The 22,096-nt window shown below is 58.5% G+C and carries 26 protein-coding genes; 9 read left to right on the plus strand and 17 right to left on the minus strand.

All coding sequences use genetic code 11. The features are described 5' to 3' along the window. Positions 1-68 precede the first annotated feature (68 nt). The gene (locus IB254_RS14515) at positions 69-1,145 is read right to left on the minus strand and encodes an aminopeptidase (protein ID WP_192417866.1); all 1,077 of its coding nucleotides are present in this window, start codon (positions 1,143-1,145) and stop codon (positions 69-71) included. 60 nt (positions 1,146-1,205) lie between these two features. On the opposite strand from IB254_RS14515, the gene IB254_RS14520 reads away from it, so the two are divergent. Beyond that, complete coding sequence (locus tag IB254_RS14520; protein WP_192417867.1) at positions 1,206-1,628, plus strand: hypothetical protein; 423 nt, start codon at positions 1,206-1,208, stop codon at positions 1,626-1,628. A 40-nt stretch (positions 1,629-1,668) separates the two neighbouring features. Then, a complete protein-coding gene (locus tag IB254_RS14525) occupies positions 1,669-2,091 on the plus strand; it encodes a hypothetical protein (RefSeq protein ID WP_008027726.1) in 423 nt (140 codons plus the stop codon). A 6-nt stretch (positions 2,092-2,097) separates the two neighbouring features. Here the strand turns inward: IB254_RS14525 and IB254_RS14530 are convergent, their stop codons facing one another. Both IB254_RS14530 and IB254_RS14535 read right to left on the minus strand, forming a co-directional pair. Beyond that, a complete protein-coding gene (locus IB254_RS14530; protein ID WP_008044665.1) occupies positions 2,098-2,337 on the minus strand; it encodes a DUF1161 domain-containing protein in 240 nt (79 codons plus the stop codon). A gap of 150 nt (positions 2,338-2,487) precedes the next feature. Continuing rightward, positions 2,488-2,916 (minus strand): OsmC family protein, encoded by a 429-nt coding sequence (locus IB254_RS14535; protein WP_150630724.1) that lies wholly within the window; start codon positions 2,914-2,916, stop codon positions 2,488-2,490. Positions 2,917-3,158: 242 nt separating this feature from the next. Between IB254_RS14535 and IB254_RS14540 the strand changes: the two genes are divergently transcribed. Beyond that, positions 3,159-4,160, plus strand: coding sequence for an LLM class flavin-dependent oxidoreductase (locus tag IB254_RS14540; protein ID WP_008027732.1), 1,002 nt, complete (start codon positions 3,159-3,161; stop codon positions 4,158-4,160). Positions 4,161-4,229: 69 nt separating this feature from the next. Here the strand turns inward: IB254_RS14540 and IB254_RS14545 are convergent, their stop codons facing one another. Next, positions 4,230-4,451, minus strand: coding sequence for a DUF1161 domain-containing protein (locus IB254_RS14545; protein ID WP_192417868.1), 222 nt, complete (start codon positions 4,449-4,451; stop codon positions 4,230-4,232). Positions 4,452-4,573: 122 nt separating this feature from the next. Continuing rightward, positions 4,574-4,789, minus strand: coding sequence for a dodecin (locus tag IB254_RS14550; RefSeq protein WP_008027736.1), 216 nt, complete (start codon positions 4,787-4,789; stop codon positions 4,574-4,576). Between the two features lie 158 nt (positions 4,790-4,947). Here IB254_RS14550 and IB254_RS14555 point away from each other — a divergent pair, with 158 nt between their 5' ends. After that, positions 4,948-5,274, plus strand: a complete 327-nt coding sequence (locus IB254_RS14555) for a DUF883 family protein (RefSeq protein WP_008027738.1) — start codon at positions 4,948-4,950, stop codon at positions 5,272-5,274. On the opposite strand, the gene IB254_RS14560 is transcribed toward IB254_RS14555, so the two are convergent. Further along, positions 5,247-6,164 carry a LysR family transcriptional regulator gene (locus IB254_RS14560; protein ID WP_192417869.1) on the minus strand — a complete coding sequence of 306 codons (918 nt, stop codon included), beginning with the start codon at positions 6,162-6,164 and terminating at the stop codon, positions 5,247-5,249. The genes IB254_RS14555 and IB254_RS14560 overlap by 28 nt on opposite strands. 126 nt (positions 6,165-6,290) lie before the next feature. On the opposite strand from IB254_RS14560, the gene trpB reads away from it, so the two are divergent. The 3 genes from trpB to IB254_RS14575 all read left to right on the plus strand — a co-directional run bounded on the left by trpB (position 6,291) and on the right by IB254_RS14575 (position 8,903). After that, positions 6,291-7,526: a tryptophan synthase subunit beta gene (gene trpB / locus IB254_RS14565; RefSeq protein WP_008027742.1), complete on the plus strand. Its 1,236-nt coding sequence runs from the start codon at positions 6,291-6,293 to the stop codon at positions 7,524-7,526. After that, positions 7,526-8,338: a tryptophan synthase subunit alpha gene (gene trpA / locus IB254_RS14570; protein WP_008027744.1), complete on the plus strand. Its 813-nt coding sequence runs from the start codon at positions 7,526-7,528 to the stop codon at positions 8,336-8,338. Before trpB ends, trpA begins: the two co-directional genes overlap by 1 nt. Before the next feature lie 121 nt (positions 8,339-8,459). Then, a complete protein-coding gene (locus IB254_RS14575) occupies positions 8,460-8,903 on the plus strand; it encodes an anti-virulence regulator CigR family protein (RefSeq protein WP_008027748.1) in 444 nt (147 codons plus the stop codon). 131 nt (positions 8,904-9,034) lie between these two features. Here the strand turns inward: IB254_RS14575 and IB254_RS14580 are convergent, their stop codons facing one another. The 11 genes from IB254_RS14580 to IB254_RS14630 form a co-directional block, all read right to left on the minus strand. Further along, the gene (locus IB254_RS14580) at positions 9,035-10,996 is read right to left on the minus strand and encodes a DUF4105 domain-containing protein (protein ID WP_192417870.1); all 1,962 of its coding nucleotides are present in this window, start codon (positions 10,994-10,996) and stop codon (positions 9,035-9,037) included. Next, on the minus strand, positions 10,993-11,313 hold the full coding sequence (locus IB254_RS14585; protein WP_008027752.1) for a DUF2388 domain-containing protein: 321 nt from the start codon (positions 11,311-11,313) through the stop codon (positions 10,993-10,995). Before IB254_RS14585 ends, IB254_RS14580 begins: the two co-directional genes overlap by 4 nt. A gap of 27 nt (positions 11,314-11,340) precedes the next feature. Then, positions 11,341-11,649: a DUF2388 domain-containing protein gene (locus tag IB254_RS14590; RefSeq protein WP_192417871.1), complete on the minus strand. Its 309-nt coding sequence runs from the start codon at positions 11,647-11,649 to the stop codon at positions 11,341-11,343. A 110-nt stretch (positions 11,650-11,759) separates the two neighbouring features. After that, the gene (locus IB254_RS14595) at positions 11,760-12,077 is read right to left on the minus strand and encodes a DUF2388 domain-containing protein (protein ID WP_008044656.1); all 318 of its coding nucleotides are present in this window, start codon (positions 12,075-12,077) and stop codon (positions 11,760-11,762) included. Positions 12,078-12,221: 144 nt separating this feature from the next. Further along, on the minus strand, positions 12,222-12,431 hold the full coding sequence (locus IB254_RS14600) for a DUF1127 domain-containing protein (protein WP_192417872.1): 210 nt from the start codon (positions 12,429-12,431) through the stop codon (positions 12,222-12,224). A 257-nt stretch (positions 12,432-12,688) separates the two neighbouring features. Beyond that, on the minus strand, positions 12,689-12,904 hold the full coding sequence (locus IB254_RS14605; RefSeq protein ID WP_007947887.1) for a DUF1127 domain-containing protein: 216 nt from the start codon (positions 12,902-12,904) through the stop codon (positions 12,689-12,691). Between the two features lie 319 nt (positions 12,905-13,223). Beyond that, positions 13,224-14,717 (minus strand): acetyl-CoA hydrolase/transferase family protein, encoded by a 1,494-nt coding sequence (locus tag IB254_RS14610; RefSeq protein ID WP_192417873.1) that lies wholly within the window; start codon positions 14,715-14,717, stop codon positions 13,224-13,226. A gap of 180 nt (positions 14,718-14,897) precedes the next feature. Beyond that, positions 14,898-16,331 carry an NAD(P)(+) transhydrogenase (Re/Si-specific) subunit beta gene (locus tag IB254_RS14615; protein ID WP_192417874.1) on the minus strand — a complete coding sequence of 478 codons (1,434 nt, stop codon included), beginning with the start codon at positions 16,329-16,331 and terminating at the stop codon, positions 14,898-14,900. Continuing rightward, complete coding sequence (locus tag IB254_RS14620; RefSeq protein WP_003187010.1) at positions 16,331-16,654, minus strand: NAD(P) transhydrogenase subunit alpha; 324 nt, start codon at positions 16,652-16,654, stop codon at positions 16,331-16,333. The genes IB254_RS14615 and IB254_RS14620 overlap by 1 nt, the downstream gene beginning before the upstream one ends. A 15-nt stretch (positions 16,655-16,669) precedes the next feature. Beyond that, a complete protein-coding gene (locus tag IB254_RS14625; protein WP_008027764.1) occupies positions 16,670-17,791 on the minus strand; it encodes a Re/Si-specific NAD(P)(+) transhydrogenase subunit alpha in 1,122 nt (373 codons plus the stop codon). Between the two features lie 435 nt (positions 17,792-18,226). Continuing rightward, positions 18,227-19,126 carry a LysR family transcriptional regulator gene (locus IB254_RS14630; RefSeq protein WP_192417875.1) on the minus strand — a complete coding sequence of 300 codons (900 nt, stop codon included), beginning with the start codon at positions 19,124-19,126 and terminating at the stop codon, positions 18,227-18,229. Positions 19,127-19,284: 158 nt separating this feature from the next. Between IB254_RS14630 and IB254_RS14635 the strand changes: the two genes are divergently transcribed. Both IB254_RS14635 and IB254_RS14640 read left to right on the plus strand, forming a co-directional pair. After that, positions 19,285-20,466 (plus strand): acyl-CoA dehydrogenase, encoded by a 1,182-nt coding sequence (locus IB254_RS14635; protein ID WP_008027768.1) that lies wholly within the window; start codon positions 19,285-19,287, stop codon positions 20,464-20,466. 13 nt (positions 20,467-20,479) lie between these two features. Continuing rightward, positions 20,480-21,700 carry a CaiB/BaiF CoA transferase family protein gene (locus IB254_RS14640; RefSeq protein WP_192417876.1) on the plus strand — a complete coding sequence of 407 codons (1,221 nt, stop codon included), beginning with the start codon at positions 20,480-20,482 and terminating at the stop codon, positions 21,698-21,700. Positions 21,701-22,096: the final 396 nt, after the last annotated feature.

Below are 22,096 nucleotides of genomic sequence, written 5' to 3' on the forward strand. Positions count from 1 at the left end.
TGTGTCTGACACAAAACCCCTGTGGGAGCGAGCCTGCTCGCGATGAGGGCCGTTCAATCTCCGAAGTTTTATGATTCCGCCAACGCCTTCAATGCCGCCTTGCGCTCAGTAACCTCCAAAGCACCAAGCTTCTCCACCGCCGCATAAAACTTCACCCAATCCCCACCCGTTTGCCGGAACAACGCCGCAAACGCCGGCACCCACTGATCGTACAAACCGAACGGCAACAACCGCGCATTGTTCATCGGCGCATTGATCCACGCGTCATAGCGTTTATCTCCAGCCCACTGGCTGTCGCGTATCTGCCGGTATTCGGCTCGTAGCCGCTCGAACTCAGCGGCTTTGCGTTGCCTCATCTGCTCGGTTGGCAGCGGCAGGGCATAGAGTTTTTCCAGTCGCGAGCGCGTATCCAGAACCAGCTGAATGAACTGGTCACGCCGCTGCGCCTGGGCGCCGTTGTCCGGCGCCAACCCGCGATGGGCACGCCACTGCCGAGTGCCTTCCTGTTCAACGAACGTGGCGAAAGACTCGTTGAACTCCGTGTCGTCCTTCACATAAAAGCGCTGATGCGCCAGTTCATGGAAGATCAACGTTGCCAACCGTTCATCGCCCCAACCCATCATCGAACTGATAATCGGATCGTTGAACCAGCCGAGCGTCGAATAGGCCTCGACGCCGCCGATCGACACGTCCATACCTTGCAGTCGCAGCAACGCCGCCTCACCACGGGCCGCGCTCTGGTTGTAATAGCCGCGGTAGGCGACGCAACCGGCGACGGGAAAGCAGTGGTTTTGCGGCGTAAGGGAAAATTCCGGCGTGGCGAACACGTTCCAGACTACGAACGGTCGGCCAATGTCGGCGTACAAACGGTAGCTCTGGTTATCCGGCAGATGCAGTTGCTGGCTGGCAAACGCCCGGGCCTTTTGCGACTGGGCCAGATGCGCACGCAGCTTTTGATCGCGGGTGGAGTCGGCAATCACATCGGCAACCGGCTCCCGAGCCCGCAGCAATTGCAGCTGGCCACTGGCTAATTGGCTGTAATAGCTGACGCTGGCGCAACCGTTGAGCAACAAAAACAACACACCCGGAAACAAAACACGCAAAACGCGATCAAGTAACCCAAGGCTTGGAAGCGGCCTGATCAAAATAAAATCATCCCTGGAGAGTCTTCCCGCAAGACTATCCCGCCTGACTGGAGCTCCGCTATGCGCAAGATGATGCTGACGGGAGGCCTGTTGTTGCTGACAGGCTGTGCAGGATTCGGATTACCCCACCATGATCCGTCTCAAGCGTGGATCGATCTCGATACACCGCAGGAAGACACCGCATTGCAAGCGCTGGAAGTCGATGACAAGGCCTCCACCGACAAGCGCTACTTCGAGGTCCAGCCCGGCAGTCATGAGTTGACGGTGCGTTATCTGTTCCCGGTCGAGCCGAGCAACATCGGGCCGGACGCCGAGCCGCTATGGCGCGATTGCCAACTGAATGTGAAATTCAACAATTTCAACGCGGGTGAGAAATATCAGCTGCAAGCAGGGAATATCGGTTTTCGGCCGTGGGCCAAGCTCTATGACCAACAACGAAAAGTGATAGGCCAAGGCACTCCGGCAGGCTGTCAACGGACCTGATCGGCGTTATGCTGAATGTCCAATCCTCGGGACATTCATCATGCGCAGGTTATTGCTATTGCTCGCGGCAAGCGCCTTTGCCGGTTGCCAGAGCCCGTTACCGGCGGTCAATCCTCAGATGGCTTGGGTCGAGTTTTCTACGCCATTCCCGAACGATAAGTTGCTGATGGCGGAACGACTGGACAAGCAGCGACTGCGCGACGGGCGTTTCTTCCAGGTGACGCCCGGCAGCCATGAGCTGGTCGTTCGATTCGACTTTGAAGTGCCCGGTGGCGGGGGCTTTGGTGTGATGAGCGGTCCCACGGAACGGTTGTGCTACCTGACCATCAACTACGATCATTTCGAAGCAGGCCAGCGTTATGTGCTGGAAGGCCGTTCGATAGCGTTTACTCCCGGCGCTCGTTTGTACAACGCCAAGCGGGAAATCGTCGCTGAAGACCGAGAGTCCTATTGCCTCATGTGAGGCGGATCAACTGTCGTTCTTCTGGTAAATGATGGCTTTGGTGCCGTTGTCGCAAGTGCCGACGACCATCGCGGCGTCATGCTGGGCGGCCTCTTCCTTCGACACGATTTCCAGCGTGTAGGAGGGCACGGCATTCGCCTGAATCTTCACTTCGATCTCATTCTTGAGTTCTTCGCAATCCTTGGGCGCAGCGAGTGCCGAAGTGGCCAGTACACTGCAGATAATCGCCAGGGCAAAACGTTTCATGGTTGAAGCTCCTTTGAGGCAGCACGCAGGTTGATGCGTTTTCACTGCTGTCATTTATTCGACCACAGGGACGCCAGCCGGGTTTTGTTTCAGCGCAAAAAAATCGCAGCCTGTCGAAGGCTGCGATTTTTTTTGCCCGATAAGACGGGTCTAGACCAGCGTCGCGTCCAGGCTGATTTTCGCGTTCAGCACTTTGGACACTGGGCAGCCTTCTTTGGCTTTATTGCTCAGTTCCTCGAACTGCGCCTGGGTCGCTCCAGGGATTTTCGCCTTCAGAATCAACTTCACCGCAGTGATCGCAAACCCGCCGTCCACCTGGTCCAGCGTGACCTCGGCATTCGTATCGATGCTGTCAGCCTTGAGACCGGCGTCGCCGAGAATCATCGAAAAAGCCATGGAGAAACAACCGGCGTGGGCCGCGCCGATCAGCTCTTCCGGATTGGTGCCTTTACCGCCTTCGAAACGTGCCTTGAAGCCGTAGGGCGCTTCTCTGAGAACACCGGTTTCGGTGGAAATCGAGCCGATGCCGGTTTTCAGGTCACCTTCCCAGTGCGCCGATGCTTTTTTGGTAATAGCCATGTCTGCCTCCTCAAGATCCGGCGCGAAGCGTCGCGCCTTCGTGGTTTTCGGTTGCCAGGGTTCTGAGGATAGACGGCGGTGCAAAGTTCATCTGAATTCATTAGTCCTACCGTTTTCGTAGGTTTTTTTGTCTCGGCTATTGAAACTCGGGTATATGCCCTCATTGATGAAGCACGCTTATGGATTCGGCAGGTTTTCGTTTGCAAGAAAAAACCTGCGACCTCAACTGGAGAAGCAGGCTTATGAAACGACTGTCCGATATCAAGTTCTCGACCCTTGATCTGGTGCCCGTGCGCGAGAACGGCAGCGCGGCCCAGTCGCTGCGCAATTCCCTGGACCTGGCGCAGCACGTCGAAAAATTTGGCTACAACCGCTTCTGGGTGGCCGAGCATCACAACATGGACGGCATCGCCAGCTCCGCGACCTCGGTGTTGCTGGGCTATCTGGCCGGCGGCACGTCGACCATACGGGTCGGCTCGGGTGGCGTGATGCTGCCCAACCACGCGCCATTGGTGATCGCCGAGCAATTCGGCACCCTCGAAAGCCTGTATCCGGGCCGGATCGACCTGGGCCTGGGCCGTGCACCCGGTTCCGATCAAATGACGGCGCGTGCCTTGCGCCGTGAGCGTTCCGGCAGTGCCGACGATTTCCCCGAAGATGTGGCAGAGCTGGTGCGCTACCTCGGTCCACGCACGCCAGACCAGCGAATCATCGCCATGCCGGGCACCGGCACCAACGTTCCGGTCTGGTTGTTGGGGTCGAGCCTGTTCAGTGCACAACTGGCAGGTGAGCGCGGTTTGCCCTACGCGTTCGCTTCCCATTTCGCACCGCGCTTCATGCATGAGGCGATTCGCGTCTATCGCAATCACTTCAAGCCTTCAGCGGTACTGGACAAGCCCTACGTGATGCTTGGCGTTCCGCTGGTAGCGGCTGACACCGACGAGCAGGCCGAGTATCTGGCGACATCGGTTTACCAGCGCATCCTCGCGTTGATGCGTGGGCAAAGCCTGGTCCAGCGTCCGCCGGTGAAAACCATGGATGGCCTGTGGCTGCCCCATGAGAAAGACGCGGTGCATGATTTCCTGGGACTGGCGATGGTGGGCAGCCCGCAGAAAATCCGCGCCAAGCTGGACGTATTGATCGAGCAGACCCAGGCAGACGAGCTGATTTTTACCTGCGACCTGTATGAACATGCCGATCGCGTGCATTCCTATGAGCTGCTGGCGCAAGTCATGAAGGGCTGACGCTTAAACAGCGTGCATAAAAAAGCCGACGCCATTGCGTCGGCTTTTTCGTTTAACGATGGAATCGGCCTACCGTTTGTAGACGATTTCCTTGGCGCCTTTCTCACAGGTGCCGACGACTTTTCCGCCAGCAGCAGTGCCCTTATCCACGATTTCCAGCGAATAGCCTGCAACGCCTTTGGCATCCAGCTTCGCTGCGATTTCGGCTTTCAGCTCTTCGCATGGCTTGCCGTCAGCAAACGCCGCGCCCGCAAGGCTCAACAAACCTACCGCCAACATAAACTTCTTCATCGGTCGCATTCCCTGGTCGGATCAAAGGGAGCATCCAGCCTTCAGCCGGATGCACTCATGTAGCGCTTTGCCATTCCCTATGGCACTCGGCCAGCGCGCAAGTTCAGAAGACTAGCTCAATCTTAGCTGCTGGCAATCCGGAACCCGACCTTGAGCGTCACCTGGAAGTGCGCTGCCTTGCCATCCTTGATGTGCCCGCGGGTTTCGGTCACTTCGAACCATTCCATGTACTTCAGACTTTTACTGGCTTCGGCCAGCGCGTTGTTGATGGCGTCTTCAATGCTGCTGGTGGATGAGCCGACAAGTTCGACTTTCTTGTAAGTGTGATGGTCAGTCATGGGCGTTCTCCTCAGGGTGTGAAATACAGCCTAGCAGTGATTTTTCGTATTACTTCTGCCGGCCTTCAAGAGGCAGAAGTTCAGATTTACTGCACTTTCTTGAACCTCTGAAGTCCCAACCAACACACGCCACTCATCATCAATGCAGGAGAGCCACCATGGCCAATACCTCTTTACGTAAAGCCTCATTGCAAAGCATGGAAGCCGAGATCGAGAGTCTGTTGAAGTCTTTGGAGAACCTGAAGGACGACGCCTCGGACGAGTCGCGTAAAACCCTCAAGGCGCTGAAAGCCAATGCCGAGAGCGCCCTCAAGCATTCGCGACATTTGCTCAGCGATGCGTACGAAGAAGTCAAAGTCAAAACCCGTGAAACCGGGATCGCCACTCGGGACTACGCCCAGGAACACCCTTGGACTACAGCCGGTGTCGCGGTGGGGGCATTGGGTCTGCTTGCGGCTTACTTGCTGTGCAAACGCGGTGACTGATCCGTTTGGCGAAGTTCGTTTTTGAGCCACTGCGCCAGTTGCCGAGCGCGCCCGTCCGCGGCGCGCTTGGGTAGCCACAACGCCAGTTGCGCCGGGGTTTCGCTGAAACCCCACGGCGCAACCAGGCGACCTGCCTTCAAGTCCTCGGCGACTAAAGGTTCAGGGGCAATCGCGACACCGAGACCAGCCACTGCCGCCTCCAGCAAATAATACAAATGCTCGAAGCCCTGCCCGTACTTCAACGCTTTGGCGTCGAGGCCGCTTTGCTGCGCCCAGCTTGGCCAGGCCTGCGGACGGGAAGTGGTGTGCAGCAACGGCTGCTTCAACAGCGCGCTTGCTGGCGCCTGTTGAAGCAGTTCGTAATCGGCGAAGCGTGGGCTCATGACCGGGCCGATGCGTTCGCTGGCCAATTCGTAAACCTGCATGTCCGCAGGCCATGGCGGCTCGGCGAACACCAGCAAGGCGTCCAGCCCCGGACGACGGGGATCGAGATCGCCTTCTCCGGCGGACAAGTGCAGGCGCAGGTCCGGTAGATCAGCATTCAACCGACCCAAACGCGGAATAAACCAGCGCGCCAGCAGACTGCCTGAACAGCCGAGCACGAATGGCGCGTCGGCGGTGCTTTGGGTCAGCTCGGCGCAGACCGTGCGCAGGCGCTCAAAGGCTTCAGCGCTGGCATCGCGCAATCGTACGCCGGCATCTGTGAGTTTAAGGCCGCGACCCTCCTTGATGAACAGACTCACCCCGAGATGCTCTTCGAGCACTTTCAATTGCCGGCTGACTGCACCATGGGTGACGTGCAGCTGTTCGGCGGCCTGGCTGACGCTGTTCAGGCGGGCAGTGGCTTCGAAGGCGCGAAGCGCGTTCAGCGGGGGAAGGTCGTGGCTCATGGGATCTGTGAGTTTTCCTGACAGGTTGCGGCGATCTTATCGGTTTTCAGCCTGAGGCGTCAGGGGTAGAGTTAAGCCCACTCTCTTTTCAAAAGCTTCAACTCACCCATTCAACCGGAGCGACCCATGACCCAGACTAATCTGCGCAACGGCCCCGACGCCAACGGCCTGTTTGGCTCGTTCGGCGGCCGCTACGTCGCCGAAACCCTGATGCCGTTGATCCTCGATCTGGCCCGCGAGTACGAAGCGGCCAAGGAAGATCCGGCATTCAAAGAAGAATTGGCCTACTTCCAGCGCGACTATGTCGGACGTCCAAGCCCACTCTATTTCGCTGAACGCCTGACCGAGTTCTGTGGCGGCGCGAAGATTTATCTCAAGCGTGAAGAGCTGAACCACACCGGCGCGCACAAGATCAACAACTGCATCGGCCAGATCCTGCTGGCGCGGCGCATGGGCAAAAAACGCATCATCGCCGAGACCGGCGCCGGCATGCACGGCGTTGCGACGGCCACCGTGGCTGCGCGTTTTGGCCTCGACTGCGTGATCTACATGGGCACCACCGACATTGAGCGTCAGCAAGCCAACGTGTTCCGCATGAAACTGCTGGGCGCCGAGGTGATCCCGGTCGTGGCCGGCACCGGCACCCTGAAAGACGCAATGAACGAAGCGCTGCGTGACTGGGTGACCAACGTCGACAGCACCTTCTACCTGATCGGCACCGTGGCCGGTCCGCACCCTTACCCTGCAATGGTTCGCGACTTCCAGGCCGTCATCGGCAAGGAAACCCGCGATCAACTGCAAGCCCAGGAAGGCCGTCTGCCCGACAGCCTGGTGGCGTGCATCGGCGGTGGCTCCAACGCCATGGGCCTGTTCCACCCGTTCCTTGACGACAAGAGCGTCGAAATCATTGGTGTCGAAGCGGCCGGTTACGGCATTGAGACCGGCAAGCACGCGGCCAGCCTGAATGGCGGCGTACCGGGCGTGTTGCACGGCAACCGGACCTTCCTGCTGCAGGATGACGACGGCCAGATCATCGACGCCCACTCGATCTCCGCCGGCCTCGACTATCCAGGCATCGGCCCTGAACACGCCTGGTTGCATGACATCGGTCGCGTTCAATACACCTCGGTGACCGACGACGAAGCCCTCGACGCGTTCCACAAGTGCTGCCGCCTGGAAGGGATTATTCCTGCGTTGGAAAGCGCCCATGCCTTGGCCGAAGTGTTCAAACGCGCACCGACCCTGCCGAAAGATCACCTGATGGTGGTCAACCTGTCCGGTCGCGGCGACAAAGACATGCAGACCGTGATGCACCACATGGAAAACTCTCAACAAGTGCAGTCCCAGCAGGAGAAACACTGATGAGCCGCCTGCAAACGCGTTTTGCCGAACTCAAGGAACAAAACCGCGCCGCCCTGGTGACCTTCGTCACCGCCGGCGACCCGAGCTATGACACTTCCCTGGCGATCCTCAAAGGTTTGCCGGGTGCTGGCGCCGACGTGATCGAGTTGGGCATGCCTTTCACCGACCCAATGGCTGACGGCCCGGCGATCCAGCTGGCCAACATCCGCGCCTTGGGCGCCAAACAGAACCTGGCGAAAACCCTGCAAATGGTTCGCGAGTTCCGCGAAGGCAACAGCGATACGCCGCTGGTGCTGATGGGTTACTTCAACCCGATCCACATGTACGGCGTACCGCGCTTCATCGCCGATGCCAAAGAGGCCGGCGTGGATGGCCTGATCGTTGTCGACCTGCCGCCCGAGCACAACGGCGAACTGTGCGACCCGGCCCAGGCTGCCGGTCTGGACTTCATCCGCCTGACTACCCCGACGACCGATGATGTGCGTTTGCCGACGGTCTTGAACGGCAGCTCCGGTTTCGTTTACTACGTGTCTGTGGCCGGTGTGACCGGTGCCGGCGCAGCGACGCTGGAGCACGTTGAAGAAGCGGTGGCCCGTCTGCGCCGCCACACTGATCTGCCGATCAGCATCGGTTTCGGTATTCGTACACCGGAGCAAGCAGCGTCCATCGCGCGTCTGGCCGACGGTGTGGTGGTGGGTTCGGCGTTGATCGATCACATCGCCAACGCCTCGACGCCGGATCAGGCGGTCGATGGCGTACTGAGCCTTTGCGCGGCGCTGGCCGATGGCGTGCGTCAGGCCCGCGTCAGCTGAAGGTAAAGTTCCTGATACAGAGGAATTAGAGCCTCGCGGTACAGACTAAACAGCAAGACCGAGGGCTTCAGGACTACGTTCTGAAGCCCTTTTTGCTGTGTGTGCCGTGAGGAAAGACCCGATGAAAATGCCGAAACGTCTGATTGCCAGCCTGGGTGTGCTGATGCTCAGTGCCACCCCGTTGCTGCACGCGAGCGCCGATCAGCGCGACGATCATGACCGCGGCGGTCAGCAACAGGGCCATTACGATAACCGTGGCGATGACCATCGCGGCCCGCAGGACAACCATCGCGGTGGCCCTCCGCCACGGGACTTTGGTCCGGTGCGCCAGACGATTCATGACAATCATGGCTACTTCGTACGGGGTGCGCCGCCACCTCCAGGCATTCATCTGGAGCGTGGTCGGCCGTTGCCGCACGGTTATTACGGTGAGCGCCTGGATAATCGCGCGCTGAGTCGGCTGCCGTATTACCAGGGTTACGAATGGCGCCGTGCGGGGGGCGACATTGTGCTGATCGCCGTGGGCACCGGGATCGTCTATGAAATTCTGGAAGGGGTGTTGTAGGCGACGCACCTCCCTGTAGGAGCTGGCTTGCCAGCGATGGTCGTCGAGATGGCGCGTTTGATCTGGCTAAACGCGGCGCTCTTGAGCTCTTCGCTGGCAAGCCAGCTCCTACAGGGGTTTATGCATCCGCTTCAAGGCAATTCCAATCCGCCCGCTGCTTTGTGCAATTTACGCAAATGCTCGCCAACCTGCTTCAGGTTGGCTTCGTTGGCAGCCATCTCCGCCGCACGACTCGGGTCGAGCAACGCTCTCACTTCCTTGTCCAGGTCGCCGGTCAGCGCCTGGAGCTGCTTTTGCCTCAGGCTGCTTTCCGATTCCAGGCGTTGCCACTCGCTGGGTTGCGGCAAGCCATAACCGCCGGTACCGAGCAGTTCCGCCGGACGACTGAGGAAGCCGCTGTTGGCGAGAATCTGCTTCAACGTCGCATTGGCCTTGTCCATACCGCCGTTCTGTAATTCCCGGGCACCGAGATAGCGTTGCTTCACTTCGTCCTGGGCCAGCACCAGTTGTTGTCGGAACGCTGCCTGCTCCAGTAGCAGCAAAGCCGCGCTGGTGCGCAGGTCAGCCTGATCAATCCATTGACGACGCTCCTCAGCCGTTAAGGCCAGCCAGTCTTCGACCTTGTCCTGTTTGATCGGCAGGTGCTTTTTCAGCACCTCGAACATCGCTTGATAGCGATCGCGGAAAGAGTCGAAGCGATAGCCAAGCCGCAGCGCTTCGCGAGGATCGTCCAGCACGCTGGTATCCGCCAGGCCACGACCCTTGAGCACTTCCAGCAAGCCGTTGGGCATGATGTTGTCCAGCCCGACCAGCTTTGCGTTGTTGGTGCCGCTGCGCAGCAACTTCAGGCCTTCTACCGCGCAGTTGTTGGACAGGAAGAAGTAATTGCCGTCGTAGCTCCAGTGCATCTCGGCGGCGTGTTCCACCACGTCTTCGATCTCGTTGCGCGACAGGTTCAGCGGCACCGAGGCGAGGCTGCGCAATTCGGTTTTGGTGTACTCATCGATGACCTGGGCCAGTGGCAGGACGAACAGGCGCGACGGGTATTTGCCGACCAATCCATCCCAGCTCGACAGCTGTACATCACCGACGAAGGCGCGGTAGGACAACACCAGGTGCTGATCCAGATCCAGCCGGCAATCCGGCCCCCGTGGCCGGCCGGGAGCACAGATCACCAGGCGCAACATGCTGTGGCCCCAGCGGCTGACCCAGTTCTGGTTGGCTTCGGCCAACAGATAATCCACGGCATACACCCGTTCCGGATCGACCTGGCCCAAAGGCTGTTTGGCGAAGTCGTTACCGGCATTGAGGAAGGCGAACGATTTGCCGCAGGTGTCTTTGGCGGCGGGAGCCCAGCCGAAATGTTCTTTGTAGTAGCGGTAGAGCGCAGGGCGGCGACAGGCATAGCTCGGGTCGAGGAGGAAGTACTCCATGTTCACCGCGACGAACTCTTTGGGGCTGCTGGTCTCGTAGATGTCCGGGCTGCGGGCGATCTGGCGGTTGTACTGTTCGCGCTCGCCGCGACGACCCACGTATTGCGGCCAGCCTGCGAGGTCGAGCAGGCGCGGGTCATCGCTGAGGGTAAAGCGTCGGTCGGACTGGCCACGGCATTCATCCGGGATACCGATCAGGCCGGAACTGTTGGTGCGCCGGGTGCAGCGCTGGATCAGCGTGCGTTCGGCGGCTGGCCAAAAACGCGAGCGGTCATAGATGTGGGTGAGTTCGTGCAGCACCGTGGCCAGCATTTCCCTGCGCACGGTGCCGTGGGGGCGATAAGTCTTCTTGGTTGCGGCGCTGCCGTCGGTGAGGCTGGCGAGCAGGTTGCGGTTCAGGTCGAGTTCGGACACCAGCGATGCCTGGCCGTAGGCATTGCTCGGCATGTCATTGGTCCAGCCAACATCAATGCGTCGGTCGAGCTGCTCAATGAACCGCGGCGGCAACGCCTGCATGGCTTCATCAAGCAGTGCCTGGCTGGCCTGCTGTTGCGCGGGGCTCAGGCCTTCGGTCTTGAGCTTTAATTGCAGCCCGGCCTGAGCCGTGTTGCCGAGCAGCAACATGGCCCCCGTCAGAAGCCAGGCATTTAGCGACCTCACAGTGCGAGGATGGCTTCGGCGATGACCTGATCACTGGCGTCCCGAGCTTCCGGCACGCGGGTGCGCAATAGGTTGAGCGCTGCTTCCAGGTGCGCGCCTCGGATATCACCATCACTGGCGACGAAACTGGCGGCATCGTCATGGGCTTCTCGAACGATTTTCGCGTCGCGGATGGACGTCGTGGTATCGGAAGTGAAATCAAGGGTCCGGCGAGTGGCGTTGATGAGGATGTTGCTGGTGGCAACCAGGGTGTGCGCCTGGGTTACATCGGCCAACAGCAGCAGGCCAAGGGTGGCGACAATCAGCGGGCTACGCATGGAACGACTCCGGAGGAACGAGGATAACTATTGGACGAGAATAGAGCGTGCCAGTTCAAGGTCGCTTGCATGAAGTTTTGGCTGGGTCTGGCGCAGGTAAGTCAGGGCCGACTCCAGTTGTGCGCCTCGCAGTTGGCCGTCACTGGCGATAAATGAAGCGGCGTCATCCCTGGCGGCGAGCAGAAGCTTACGGTCGAAGGGTGCGGAGGTCACCATGCTTGTGGCGTAGCCCGTCGCTACGACGCCTTGCGTCGTCAGGTCGAAGGCATGGGCCTGGCCTGCACAACTGGCCGCCATTAGAACCGGAGTGATCAACAGACAGGTAAGAAAACGCATGAGACTCGACAGTTGAAAGCGAGTCCCAAGGCTAGCGCAACGCCCGGTTTAGAGCCAGCGCCGAAACATCGGGACACGTCGGGCGTGTCCCGGATATGGATGACGCCTGGTTAGATCGTCAGGATGGCCTGAGCCAGCTGTGCGTCAGTCGCGTTCAGTTGAGGGGCCTGGTGGCGAATGTGGTCGAGTGCGCTTTCCAGTTTCACGCCGCGAATGGCGCCTTCGCTGGCGACGAAGCTGGCGGCGTCGTCACGGGCTGCGCGTACGATCTTGTCATCGCGAAAGGACGAGGTGACATCGGAAGTGGCATCGGACGTAGCCTTGAGCGCACCGACGACGGCATCGGTGGTCACGATGAAGCTGGTGGCGTGGGAATTGGCAGCCACGGCAAGCAGGGCTGCAGCGCTGAGCAGACGAAGACGGGACATGGTGTAACTCCTTTTGGTAAACCGATTGAGATGTGGCGCGGTGTCTGTTGAGTCAGACGCCTGTCGCGCAGTCATCGCCACGTTCTGGCTTGATATTAGGCCTGTAGGTGTCGATTCGCACAGCCCCGTCTGTTCAGGCGGACATCAGCGCCAGAACGGCTTATCCAATTCCTTGACACAATCTGAATGACTGATGCCCAGGTCAGACAGCTGCCTGCCGTCGAGTTGCGCCAGTAAACGCCGGGTTCTGGCTCTTTCGAGGCTGCTGGCGAGGCCTCTGAACAATCTTCCAAGCCAGGTAAACCGAGGCTTGGATTGCGAAGTGGTCGCGGGGAGATCCAGTGGATGATCCATGGTGAAGTCCTTTTGCTGGCAGGTCGGGATTTCATGATGATCCCGCCCGGTTCGCCAAGACAGACACACACGCTTGAAATTGTACTGGTTCAGTTTTAAATAACATCAAACTGTACCTGTAGTTGAGTGTACTTATTGTTTTGAGGATTTCATCACCCCAAAACGACAAAACCCGTCGTGGTTTCCCACGACGGGTCTTGTTTGTTCAATTCGGGTGCTGGCGGTTGACCTTAAAGATCAGAGCCAGCGACGCTAACTTAGCGCCAGAACGGCTTGCTCAGCTCTTCGTAGCGTTGTGCTTCGCTAATCCCGGCGTCAGCCAGCAGACGCGAATCCAGGCGAGCCAGTTGGTGGCGGCTGGAGATGCGGCGCTGCCACAGCATCAGGTTGGCGATAACGCGCAGAGGCATGGAAGCCTGGGTTTTTGCAGCGGTGTCTTCGAAGAACAGATCGGAACTGAGTGTACGTTCCATGGTTTTCATCCTTCCGCTTGTGGCGGGATTAGGTAGTGGTTTAACTGATGCCAATGATCCTCTCGTTTGGCCAGTCTCTCTAGATACAGTTCACCTGTATTGTGAGGGACCAGTTAACTGTTAAAGGGTGGTGTACTGGTCTAAATTGAGGCAACTGTACCTATCGGCACTGATATGGTGCGTTTTTGGTGATTCAGGTCGAAAAGGTAGGTCATTACGGTAGGAAAAGACCAGTACAGCAGTACAGTTTTAAACACATTTCTGCTTGGCAATAGTCCGCTGTCGAAACTGTGTTTGCGACAGCGGCTATCTGTATCAATTACACCGCCAGCATTCGACCGGTTTCTTCCAGGTTGATGTGCCAGCTCAGGGCGTCACGCAGGATATGCGGCGTGTGCCCGCCGATGGCGCAAGCGGCGGTGAAGTAGTCATCCAGCGCCTGGCGATAGTCCGGGTGTACGCAGTTATCGATGATGACGCGAGCCCGCTCCCGCGGTGCCAGCCCACGCAAGTCCGCCAGGCCGACCTCGGTCACGAGGATGTCGACGTCATGTTCCGTGTGATCGACGTGGCTGACCATCGGCACCACGCTGGAGATCGCACCGCCCTTGGCAATCGACTTGGTCACGAAGATCGCCAGGTGCGCGTTACGCGCGAAGTCGCCCGAGCCACCGATGCCGTTCATCATTCGCGTGCCGCAGACGTGGGTAGAGTTGACGTTGCCGTACAGGTCGAACTCCAACGCAGTGTTGATGCCGATGATCCCAAGGCGGCGCACCACTTCCGGGTGGTTGGAGATTTCCTGCGGACGCAGGACCAGTTTGTCCTTGTAACGCTCCAGGTTGCCGAACACATCAGCGTTGCGGCGGCTCGACAAGGTGATCGAACTACCGGATGCAAAACTCAGCTTGCCAGCGTCGATCAGGTCGAAGGTCGAGTCCTGCAGCACCTCGGAATACATGGTCAGGTCTTCGAACGGAGAATCGATCAGTCCGCACATCACCGAGTTGGCAATGGTGCCGATGCCGGCCTGCAATGGGCCGAGCTTGTTGGTCATGCGCCCAGCCGCCACTTCCTGCTTGAAGAAGTCGATCAGGTGGTCGGCAATGGCCTGAGTATCAACGTCTGGTGGCAGCACCGTCGACGGCGAGTCGGACTGATTGGTGATGACGATTGCGACGATCTTTTCAGGCGGGATCGGAATGGCGGTGCTGCCAATGCGATCGTCGACCTTCACCAGCGGAATCGGCGTGCGGGTCGGGCGATACGTCGGGATATAGATGTCGTGCAAACCCTCGAGGTTCGGGTTGTGCGCCAGGTTGATCTCGACGATCACCTGTTTGGCGAAAATCGCGAAGCTGGCCGAGTTACCCACCGAAGTGGTCGGCACGATGTGGCCTTGCTCAGTGATCGCCACGGCCTCGATGACGGCGATGTCCGGCAGTTTCAGCTGCTGGTTGCGCAGCGATTCCACGGTTTCTGAAAGATGCTGGTCAATAAACATCACTTCGCCGGCGTTGATCGCCTTGCGCAATGTGCTGTCGACCTGGAACGGCATGCGTCGCGACAGGACGCCGGCTTCGGTGAGCTGTTTATCAAGGTCGTTGCCCAGGCTGGCGCCGGTCATCAGCGTGATTTTCAGTGGGGTGACTTTGGCGCGTTCGGCCAATGCATGAGGCACGGCTTTGGCTTCGCCGGCGCGCGTAAAACCACTCATGCCGACGGTCATGCCGTCCTCAATCAGAGCGGCAGCGTCAGCGGCGCTCATCACCTTATCCAACAACGAAGGCAAGCGAATACGATCACGGTACATGGATTGTTATCTCGGGCAACGGAAGCAAGGTGTGCAGTCTAGTGATTTCAAAAAAAATCCTCCCGCTACCATGGTCGAATGCAGACCCCTGATTTAGAGCCTTTGGTCGGGTTTCACGGGGAATAAAAAAACCCCAGCCTACTAAAGGCTGAGGTTTTGGGTATTGCGCTGGAGCAGTTTTTATTCGACAGCTTTGACCATGTCTTCGATGACTTTCTTGGCGTCGCCGAAAACCATCATGGTTTTGTCGAGGTAGAACAGTTCGTTGTCCAGGCCGGCATAACCGCTGGCCATCGAACGCTTGTTGACGATGATCGTCTTGGCCTTGAACGCTTCGAGAATCGGCATCCCGGCAATCGGCGATTTCGGATCGTTCTTCGCCGCCGGGTTGACCACGTCGTTGGCGCCGAGCACCAGCACCACGTCGGCCTGACCGAACTCGGAGTTGATGTCTTCCATCTCGAACACCTGGTCGTAAGGCACTTCAGCCTCGGCCAGCAGTACGTTCATGTGGCCAGGCATACGGCCCGCCACAGGGTGGATCGCGTATTTCACGGTCACGCCACGATGGGTCAGCTTCTCGGTCAGCTCTTTCAGTGCGTGCTGTGCTCGTGCTACCGCCAGGCCGTAGCCTGGAACGATGATCACGGTATCGGCGTTGGTCAGCAGGAAGGTCGCGTCGTCGGCCGAACCGGATTTCACCGGGCGGGCTTCCTTGGCGCCAGCCGGGCCGGCATCGGCCGTATTGCCGAAACCACCGAGCAGTACATTAAAGAAGGAGCGGTTCATCGCCTTGCACATGATGTACGAGAGGATCGCACCGGACGAACCCACCAGCGAGCCCGCGATGATCAGCATCGAGTTGTTCAGCGAGAAGCCGATACCCGCTGCTGCCCAACCGGAGTAGCTGTTAAGCATCGACACCACAACCGGCATGTCCGCGCCGCCAATCGGGATGATGATCAGGACGCCCATCACGAAGGCCAGCACCAGCATCAGCGCGAAGGCACTGAGATTGCCGGTCAGCATGAAGGTGATGCCCAGCGCCAGTGTCGCCAGACCCAACAACAGGTTCAGCTTGTGCTGGCCACCGAACTGTACCGGTGCACCCTGGAACAGGCGGAACTTGTACTTGCCCGAGAGCTTGCCGAACGCGATCACCGAACCGGAGAAGGTGATTGCACCGATGGCAGCACCCAGGAACAGCTCCAGACGGTTGCCCGCAGGAATCGAATCACCCAATTGCTTGACGATGCCCAGCGATTGCGGCTCAACAACAGCGGCGATCGCGATGAACACCGCGGCCATACCGATCATGCTGTGCATGAAGGCGACCAGTTCCGGCATCTTGGTCATTTCAACGCGCTTGGCCATGATCGAGCCGGCGGTGCCGCCGACCAGCAGGCCGACGATGACGTAACCGATACCGGCGGTGGCCAGCTCAGCGCCCAGCTTATAGATGAGGCCTACGGTGGTGAGGATCGCCAACGCCATGCCGAGCATGCCGTACAGATTGCCGCGACGCGACGTGGTCGGGTGCGACAGGCCTTTCAGGGCCTGGATGAAGCAGATGGACGCGATCAAGTAGAGCGTCGTTACGAGGTTCATGCTCATTACTTAGGCGCCTCTTCTTTTACGGCTTTCGGGGCTTTTTTCTTGAACATCTCAAGCATCCTGCGGGTCACCAGGAAGCCACCGAATACGTTCACTGCCGCCAGGGCCACGGCCAGTGTGCCCATGGTTTTGCCCAGTGGCGTAACGGTCAGCGCCGCGGCGAGCATGGCGCCGACGATCACGATCGCCGAAATGGCGTTGGTGACCGCCATCAACGGCGTGTGCAGCGCAGGTGTAACGTTCCAGACCACGTGATAACCGACATAAATCGCCAGCACGAAGATGATCAGGTTGTAGATACCGGGGGAGATAAGCTCTTCCATCGTCTGAATCCCTGCTTAGGCGTTTTTGCGGATGACTTGGCCGTCGCGGCACATCAGGCACGCGGCGACGATGTCGTCTTCTAGGTTCACTTCGAACTGGCCTTCTTTGTTGAAGACCAGCTTCAGGAAGTCCAGCAGGTTGCGTGCGTACAGGGCCGAAGCGTCTGCCGCGACTGCGCCGGCCAGATTGGTAGGTCCGCAAATGGTCACGCCATTCTCGACCACAACCTGATCGGCCACGGTCAGCGGGCAGTTGCCGCCCTGGGCTGCGGCGAGGTCGATGACCACCGAGCCTGGCTTCATCTGCGCCACGGTTTCCGCGCTCAACAGCGTCGGTGCCTTGCGGCCCGGAATCAGTGCCGTGGTGATGACAATGTCAGCCTGCTTGGCGCGCTCGTGCACGGCCAGGGCCTGACGCTGCATCCAGCTCGCCGGCATTGGACGTGCGTAACCGCCGACCCCGACGGCGCATTCGCGCTCTTCATCGGTCTCATAAGGCACGTCGACGAACTTGGCACCGAGGGATTCGATCTGCTCTTTAACCGCAGGTCGCACATCAGATGCTTCGATCACCGCACCCAGGCGTTTCGCCGTAGCGATCGCCTGCAAACCGGCTACCCCGGCGCCAAGAATCAGCACGCGCGCCGCTTTCACGGTGCCCGCAGCGGTCATCAGCATCGGCATGAAGCGAGGGTAATGGTGAGCGGCCAGCAACACGGCTTTATAGCCGGCGATGTTGGCTTGCGAAGACAGCACATCCAGGCTCTGGGCGCGGGAGGTGCGTGGCGCGGCTTCCAGCGCAAACGCGGTAATGCCGCACTCGGCCAGCTTGGCGATGGTTTCATTGCTGAACGGGTTGAGCATGCCCACCACAACGGTGCCGCTCTTGATCAGAGCGAGTTCGCTGTCGCTGGGTGCGACCACCTTGAGAATCAGCTCGGCACCAAACGCATCGTTGGCGCTGCCAATGGTTGCGCCTGCCGCTTCATAAGCACTGTCGACAACGCTGGCGTTAATGCCGGCGCCGCTTTGCACAGTGACCTTATGACCCTGGCCGATCAGCTTCTTGATGGTTTCCGGGGTTGCAGCAACCCGTGTTTCACCCGTCTGGGTTTCGAGAGGAACACCAATGTGCACGTCAAATCTCCTGCGTGATCTTATTGAGTAAACCCAGGCACTTCGGATGGTGCGGCTGGGGCGGCCGATCAGCACGATCCCGCCAAATCAGGGCGGGGCGCGGCATTTTGCAGGCGAACTTTGTGCCCTTCAAGGGATTATGACGGGTGACGGAAAATTAACTACAAGTCACCCCGTGACCGAATGTCGCAACCAACCGCTTCAATCCCTTGCAGGCCGTGCCTTGTAAGGTTTTTCGCCAAAATTCAAGAAATTACACATCGGTACGGTGAATGCAGTGTTATTGCCATCGAATAGCGGCTCAAGGCCACGTTTTCAGGCGCTTGTGGGACGTTTGTACAGCTTCTAGGTACAGTCTGCGAATATGCGACAAATACTTATATCTGTAGGGCTTTCAGTTTATTGACTACGGGGTCAGTTAATTGCGCAGAGCCTTTATCCTTCTAGGCTGTAGCTTTGTGCCTGATTTACCAGCCAGTCGCGAAAGGCCTTCAAAGACGCAGATTCGACCTTTCGATCAGGAATCATCAGGTAATACGCCTTGATGCTGGACAGCGCCTGAGCGTTGGCAATCACCAGCCGCTTCTCCGCCAGTTCGCGCTGAATCAGGAACGGCGGGATCAAGGCGATCCCCATGTCATGCATCGCCGCTTGGGCAAGCATGGAGAATAGCTCGTAGCGCGGCCCTGTCATGTCGCGCGGGATATTAAGGTTTTGTGAGTTGAACCATTGGCGCCAGGCATAGGGGCGGGTGGTCTGTTGCAGCAAGGGCAGTTCGGCGATTTCAGCGGGTGTGAGGCTTGTCCTTTTGCCCAGTAGGTTGGGGCTGCACACAGGCATGGGATTTTCGCCCATCAGCCTGTGGGATTCAGTGCCTGACCAGTCCGCATCGCCAAAGTAAATGGCGGCATCGAAGTCTGTGTCGGCAAACAGGAACGGGCGTGTGCGGTTAGTGAGATTGACCGTCACTTCGGGATGTTTTTGCTGGAAGTCCTTGAGTCTTGGCAGCAGCCACTGGGTGCCGAAGGTTGGTACGACCGCCAGTTCAATCACGTTGGTACCCTGCTGGCCCATCACTGACAGGGTGTCGCGCTCTACGGCGTCCAGCTGCGTTGCTACCCGACGACTGTAGGAAAGTCCGGCTTCAGTCAGCTTCACTCCACGTCGCGAGCGTCGGAACAATTCCACACTCAAGAACTCCTCAAGGCTGGCGATCTGTCGGCAGATCGCTCCTTGAGTGAGGGAAAGTTCCTGGGCTGCCTTGGTAAAGCTCTCGTGGCGTGCCGCTGCTTCGAAGCTGACCAGGGCGGTTGTGCTGGGGATCTTCCTGCGCATGTACGTCAACCTCACTAATACATCGTACAAAAAACTGCTTCGCGATGTTTCGGAGTGAGAAATTAGCACAACAGTATGCAAAATCCTCGTTTGTGGTAACGCCAAACCCGGCCTAGGATCAGTCCACGTTATTTGACCCGATTCGAGAGGACACACTCATGGGCGGTAAAGCTAGCTTCAACTGGATCGATCCCCTGCTGCTGGATCAACAGCTCACCGAAGAAGAGCGCATGATCCGCGACACTGCCGAGCAATTCGCTCAGCAGAAGCTCGCGCCACGTGTTCTTGAAGCTTTCCGTCATGAAAAGACCGACCCGGCGATCTTCCGTGAAATGGGTGAAGTCGGCCTGCTGGGTGCAACCATCCCTGAGCAATATGGCGGCAGCGGTCTGAACTATGTCAGCTACGGTCTGATTGCTCGTGAAGTTGAGCGCGTCGATTCGGGTTATCGCTCGATGATGAGCGTGCAGTCCTCTTTGGTGATGGTGCCGATCAATGAATTCGGTACTGAGGCCCAGAAGCAGAAGTATCTGCCGAAACTGGCCTCGGGCGAGTGGATTGGCTGTTTCGGTCTGACCGAGCCTAACCACGGTTCCGACCCGGGCGCGATGATTACCCGTGCACGCAAAGTGGAAGGCGGCTACAGCCTGACCGGCAGCAAGATGTGGATCACCAACAGCCCGATCGCCGATGTATTCGTGGTCTGGGGCAAGGACGACGAGGGCGACATCCGTGGCTTCGTTCTGGAAAAAGGCTGGAAAGGCCTGAGCGCGCCGGCCATTCACGGCAAAGTGGGGCTGCGTGCATCCATCACCGGTGAGATCGTCATGGATAACGTGTTTGTCCCTGAAGAGAACATCTTCCCTGACGTCCGTGGTTTGAAAGGCCCGTTTACTTGCCTGAACTCGGCACGTTATGGCATTTCCTGGGGCGCGCTGGGCGCGGCCGAGTTCTGCTGGCACACCGCTCGCCAATACACCCTGGATCGTCAGCAGTTCGGTCGTCCATTGGCTGCTACTCAATTGATCCAGAAGAAACTGGCTGACATGCAGACCGAAATCACCTTGGCTCTGCAAGGCTGCCTGCGTCTGGGTCGTATGAAAGATGAAGGCACCGCTGCGGTCGAAATCACGTCGATGATGAAGCGCAACTCTTGCGGCAAGTCCCTGGACATTGCTCGTATGGCGCGTGACATGTTGGGTGGTAACGGTATCTCCGATGAATTCGGCGTGGCGCGCCACCTGGTCAACCTGGAAGTGGTGAATACCTATGAAGGTACGCATGACGTCCACGCGCTGATCCTTGGTCGTGCGCAGACCGGCCTCCAGGCGTTCTATTAATAGGAGAACGGCCATGGGCGCGCTTTCGCATCTACGGGTACTGGATTTGTCGCGGGTGCTGGCCGGGCCCTGGTCCGGTCAGATACTGGCGGACCTTGGCGCCGAGGTGATCAAGGTCGAGCGTCCGGGCAATGGCGATGACACGCGCGCCTGGGGGCCTCCTTTTCTGAAGGACGCCTATGGCGAGAACACCAGCGAGGCCGCCTATTACTTGTCGGCCAATCGTAACAAGCAATCAGTGACCATCGACTTCACTCGTCCGGAGGGGCAGAAGTTGGTGCGTGAGCTGGCGGCGAAGTCAGACATCTTGATCGAGAACTTCAAGGTCGGTGGTCTGGCGGCTTATGGGCTGGACTATGAATCACTCAAGGAGGCCAATCCGAATCTGATCTACTGCTCGATCACCGGATTTGGTCAGACGGGTCCTTACGCCAAGCGCGCGGGTTATGACTTCATGATCCAGGGCTTGGGCGGCCTGATGAGTCTGACGGGGCGACCAGAAGGTGATGATGGTGCCGGGCCGGTGAAAGTCGGCGTGGCGCTGACGGACATTTTGACCGGGCTTTACTCGACTGTGGCAATTCTCGCGGCGCTTGCGCATCGGGATCATGACGGTGGCGGCCAACATATCGATATGGCGTTGCTGGATGTCCAGGTTGCGTGTCTGGCTAACCAGGCGATGAACTACCTGACGACAGGCAATGCGCCGAAGCGCCTGGGTAATGCACATCCGAACATCGTGCCGTATCAGGACTTTCCTACAGCAGATGGCGATTTCATCCTCACCGTGGGTAATGACGGGCAGTTCCGCAAGTTTGCGGAAGTGGCCGGGCAGTCGCAGTGGGCGGATGATCCGCGCTTTGCCACCAACAAGCTGCGGGTGGCGAACCGTGCGGTGCTGATTCCGTTGATTCGCCAGGCTACGGTGTTCAAGACCACTGCTGAGTGGGTGTCGCAGTTGGAGCGGGCAGGCGTGCCGTGTGGTCCGATCAATGATCTGGCTCAGGTGTTTGCCGACCCTCAGGTAAAGGCGCGCGGTTTGGCGATTGAGCTGCCTCACGCCTTGGCAGGGATGGTGCCGCAGGTGGCGAGCCCGATTCGTCTGTCCGAGACGCCGGTGGAGTACCGCAATGCGCCTCCTTTGCTGGGCGAGCATACGATGGCGGTGCTGCAGCGGGTGTTGGGTCTGGACGCTTGTGCGGTGACTGCATTAAAGGACGCTGGAGTGCTTTGAGGAGTCCTTCTATATAGAGGGCGTGGTTTTGCTCTTCTATATAGAGGAAAGCTCGCTGTTTTCAGGCTTTCTGCAAGTTATTGATAGAAAGGCTAAATTAGGGGTTGACGGCAGATTCTGGAAGTCTATAATTCGCCCCACTTCCGGCGCAGTCGAAACGGAAAACTCCTTGGTAAACAAAGAGTTACGCAGTTTTCGGCAGCGAGTTGCTTCAGTTCATCGAAGCCCAGAAGGAGTTGAAAGAGCGGTGTTGTGTGGCTCTTTTGACGGTTCGATCTTCTCGGTCGAAAGCGGAGAAAAAGAGGTGTTGACAGCAGCGAGTAACGCTGTAGAATTCGCCTCCCGCTAACGAGAGATCGGAAGCGCAAGTGGTTGAAGTTGCAAAGGAAGCTTTGA

It is taken from the genome of Pseudomonas sp. PDM03 (genome assembly GCF_014852385.1).
Classification (GTDB): domain Bacteria; phylum Pseudomonadota; class Gammaproteobacteria; order Pseudomonadales; family Pseudomonadaceae; genus Aquipseudomonas; species Aquipseudomonas migulae.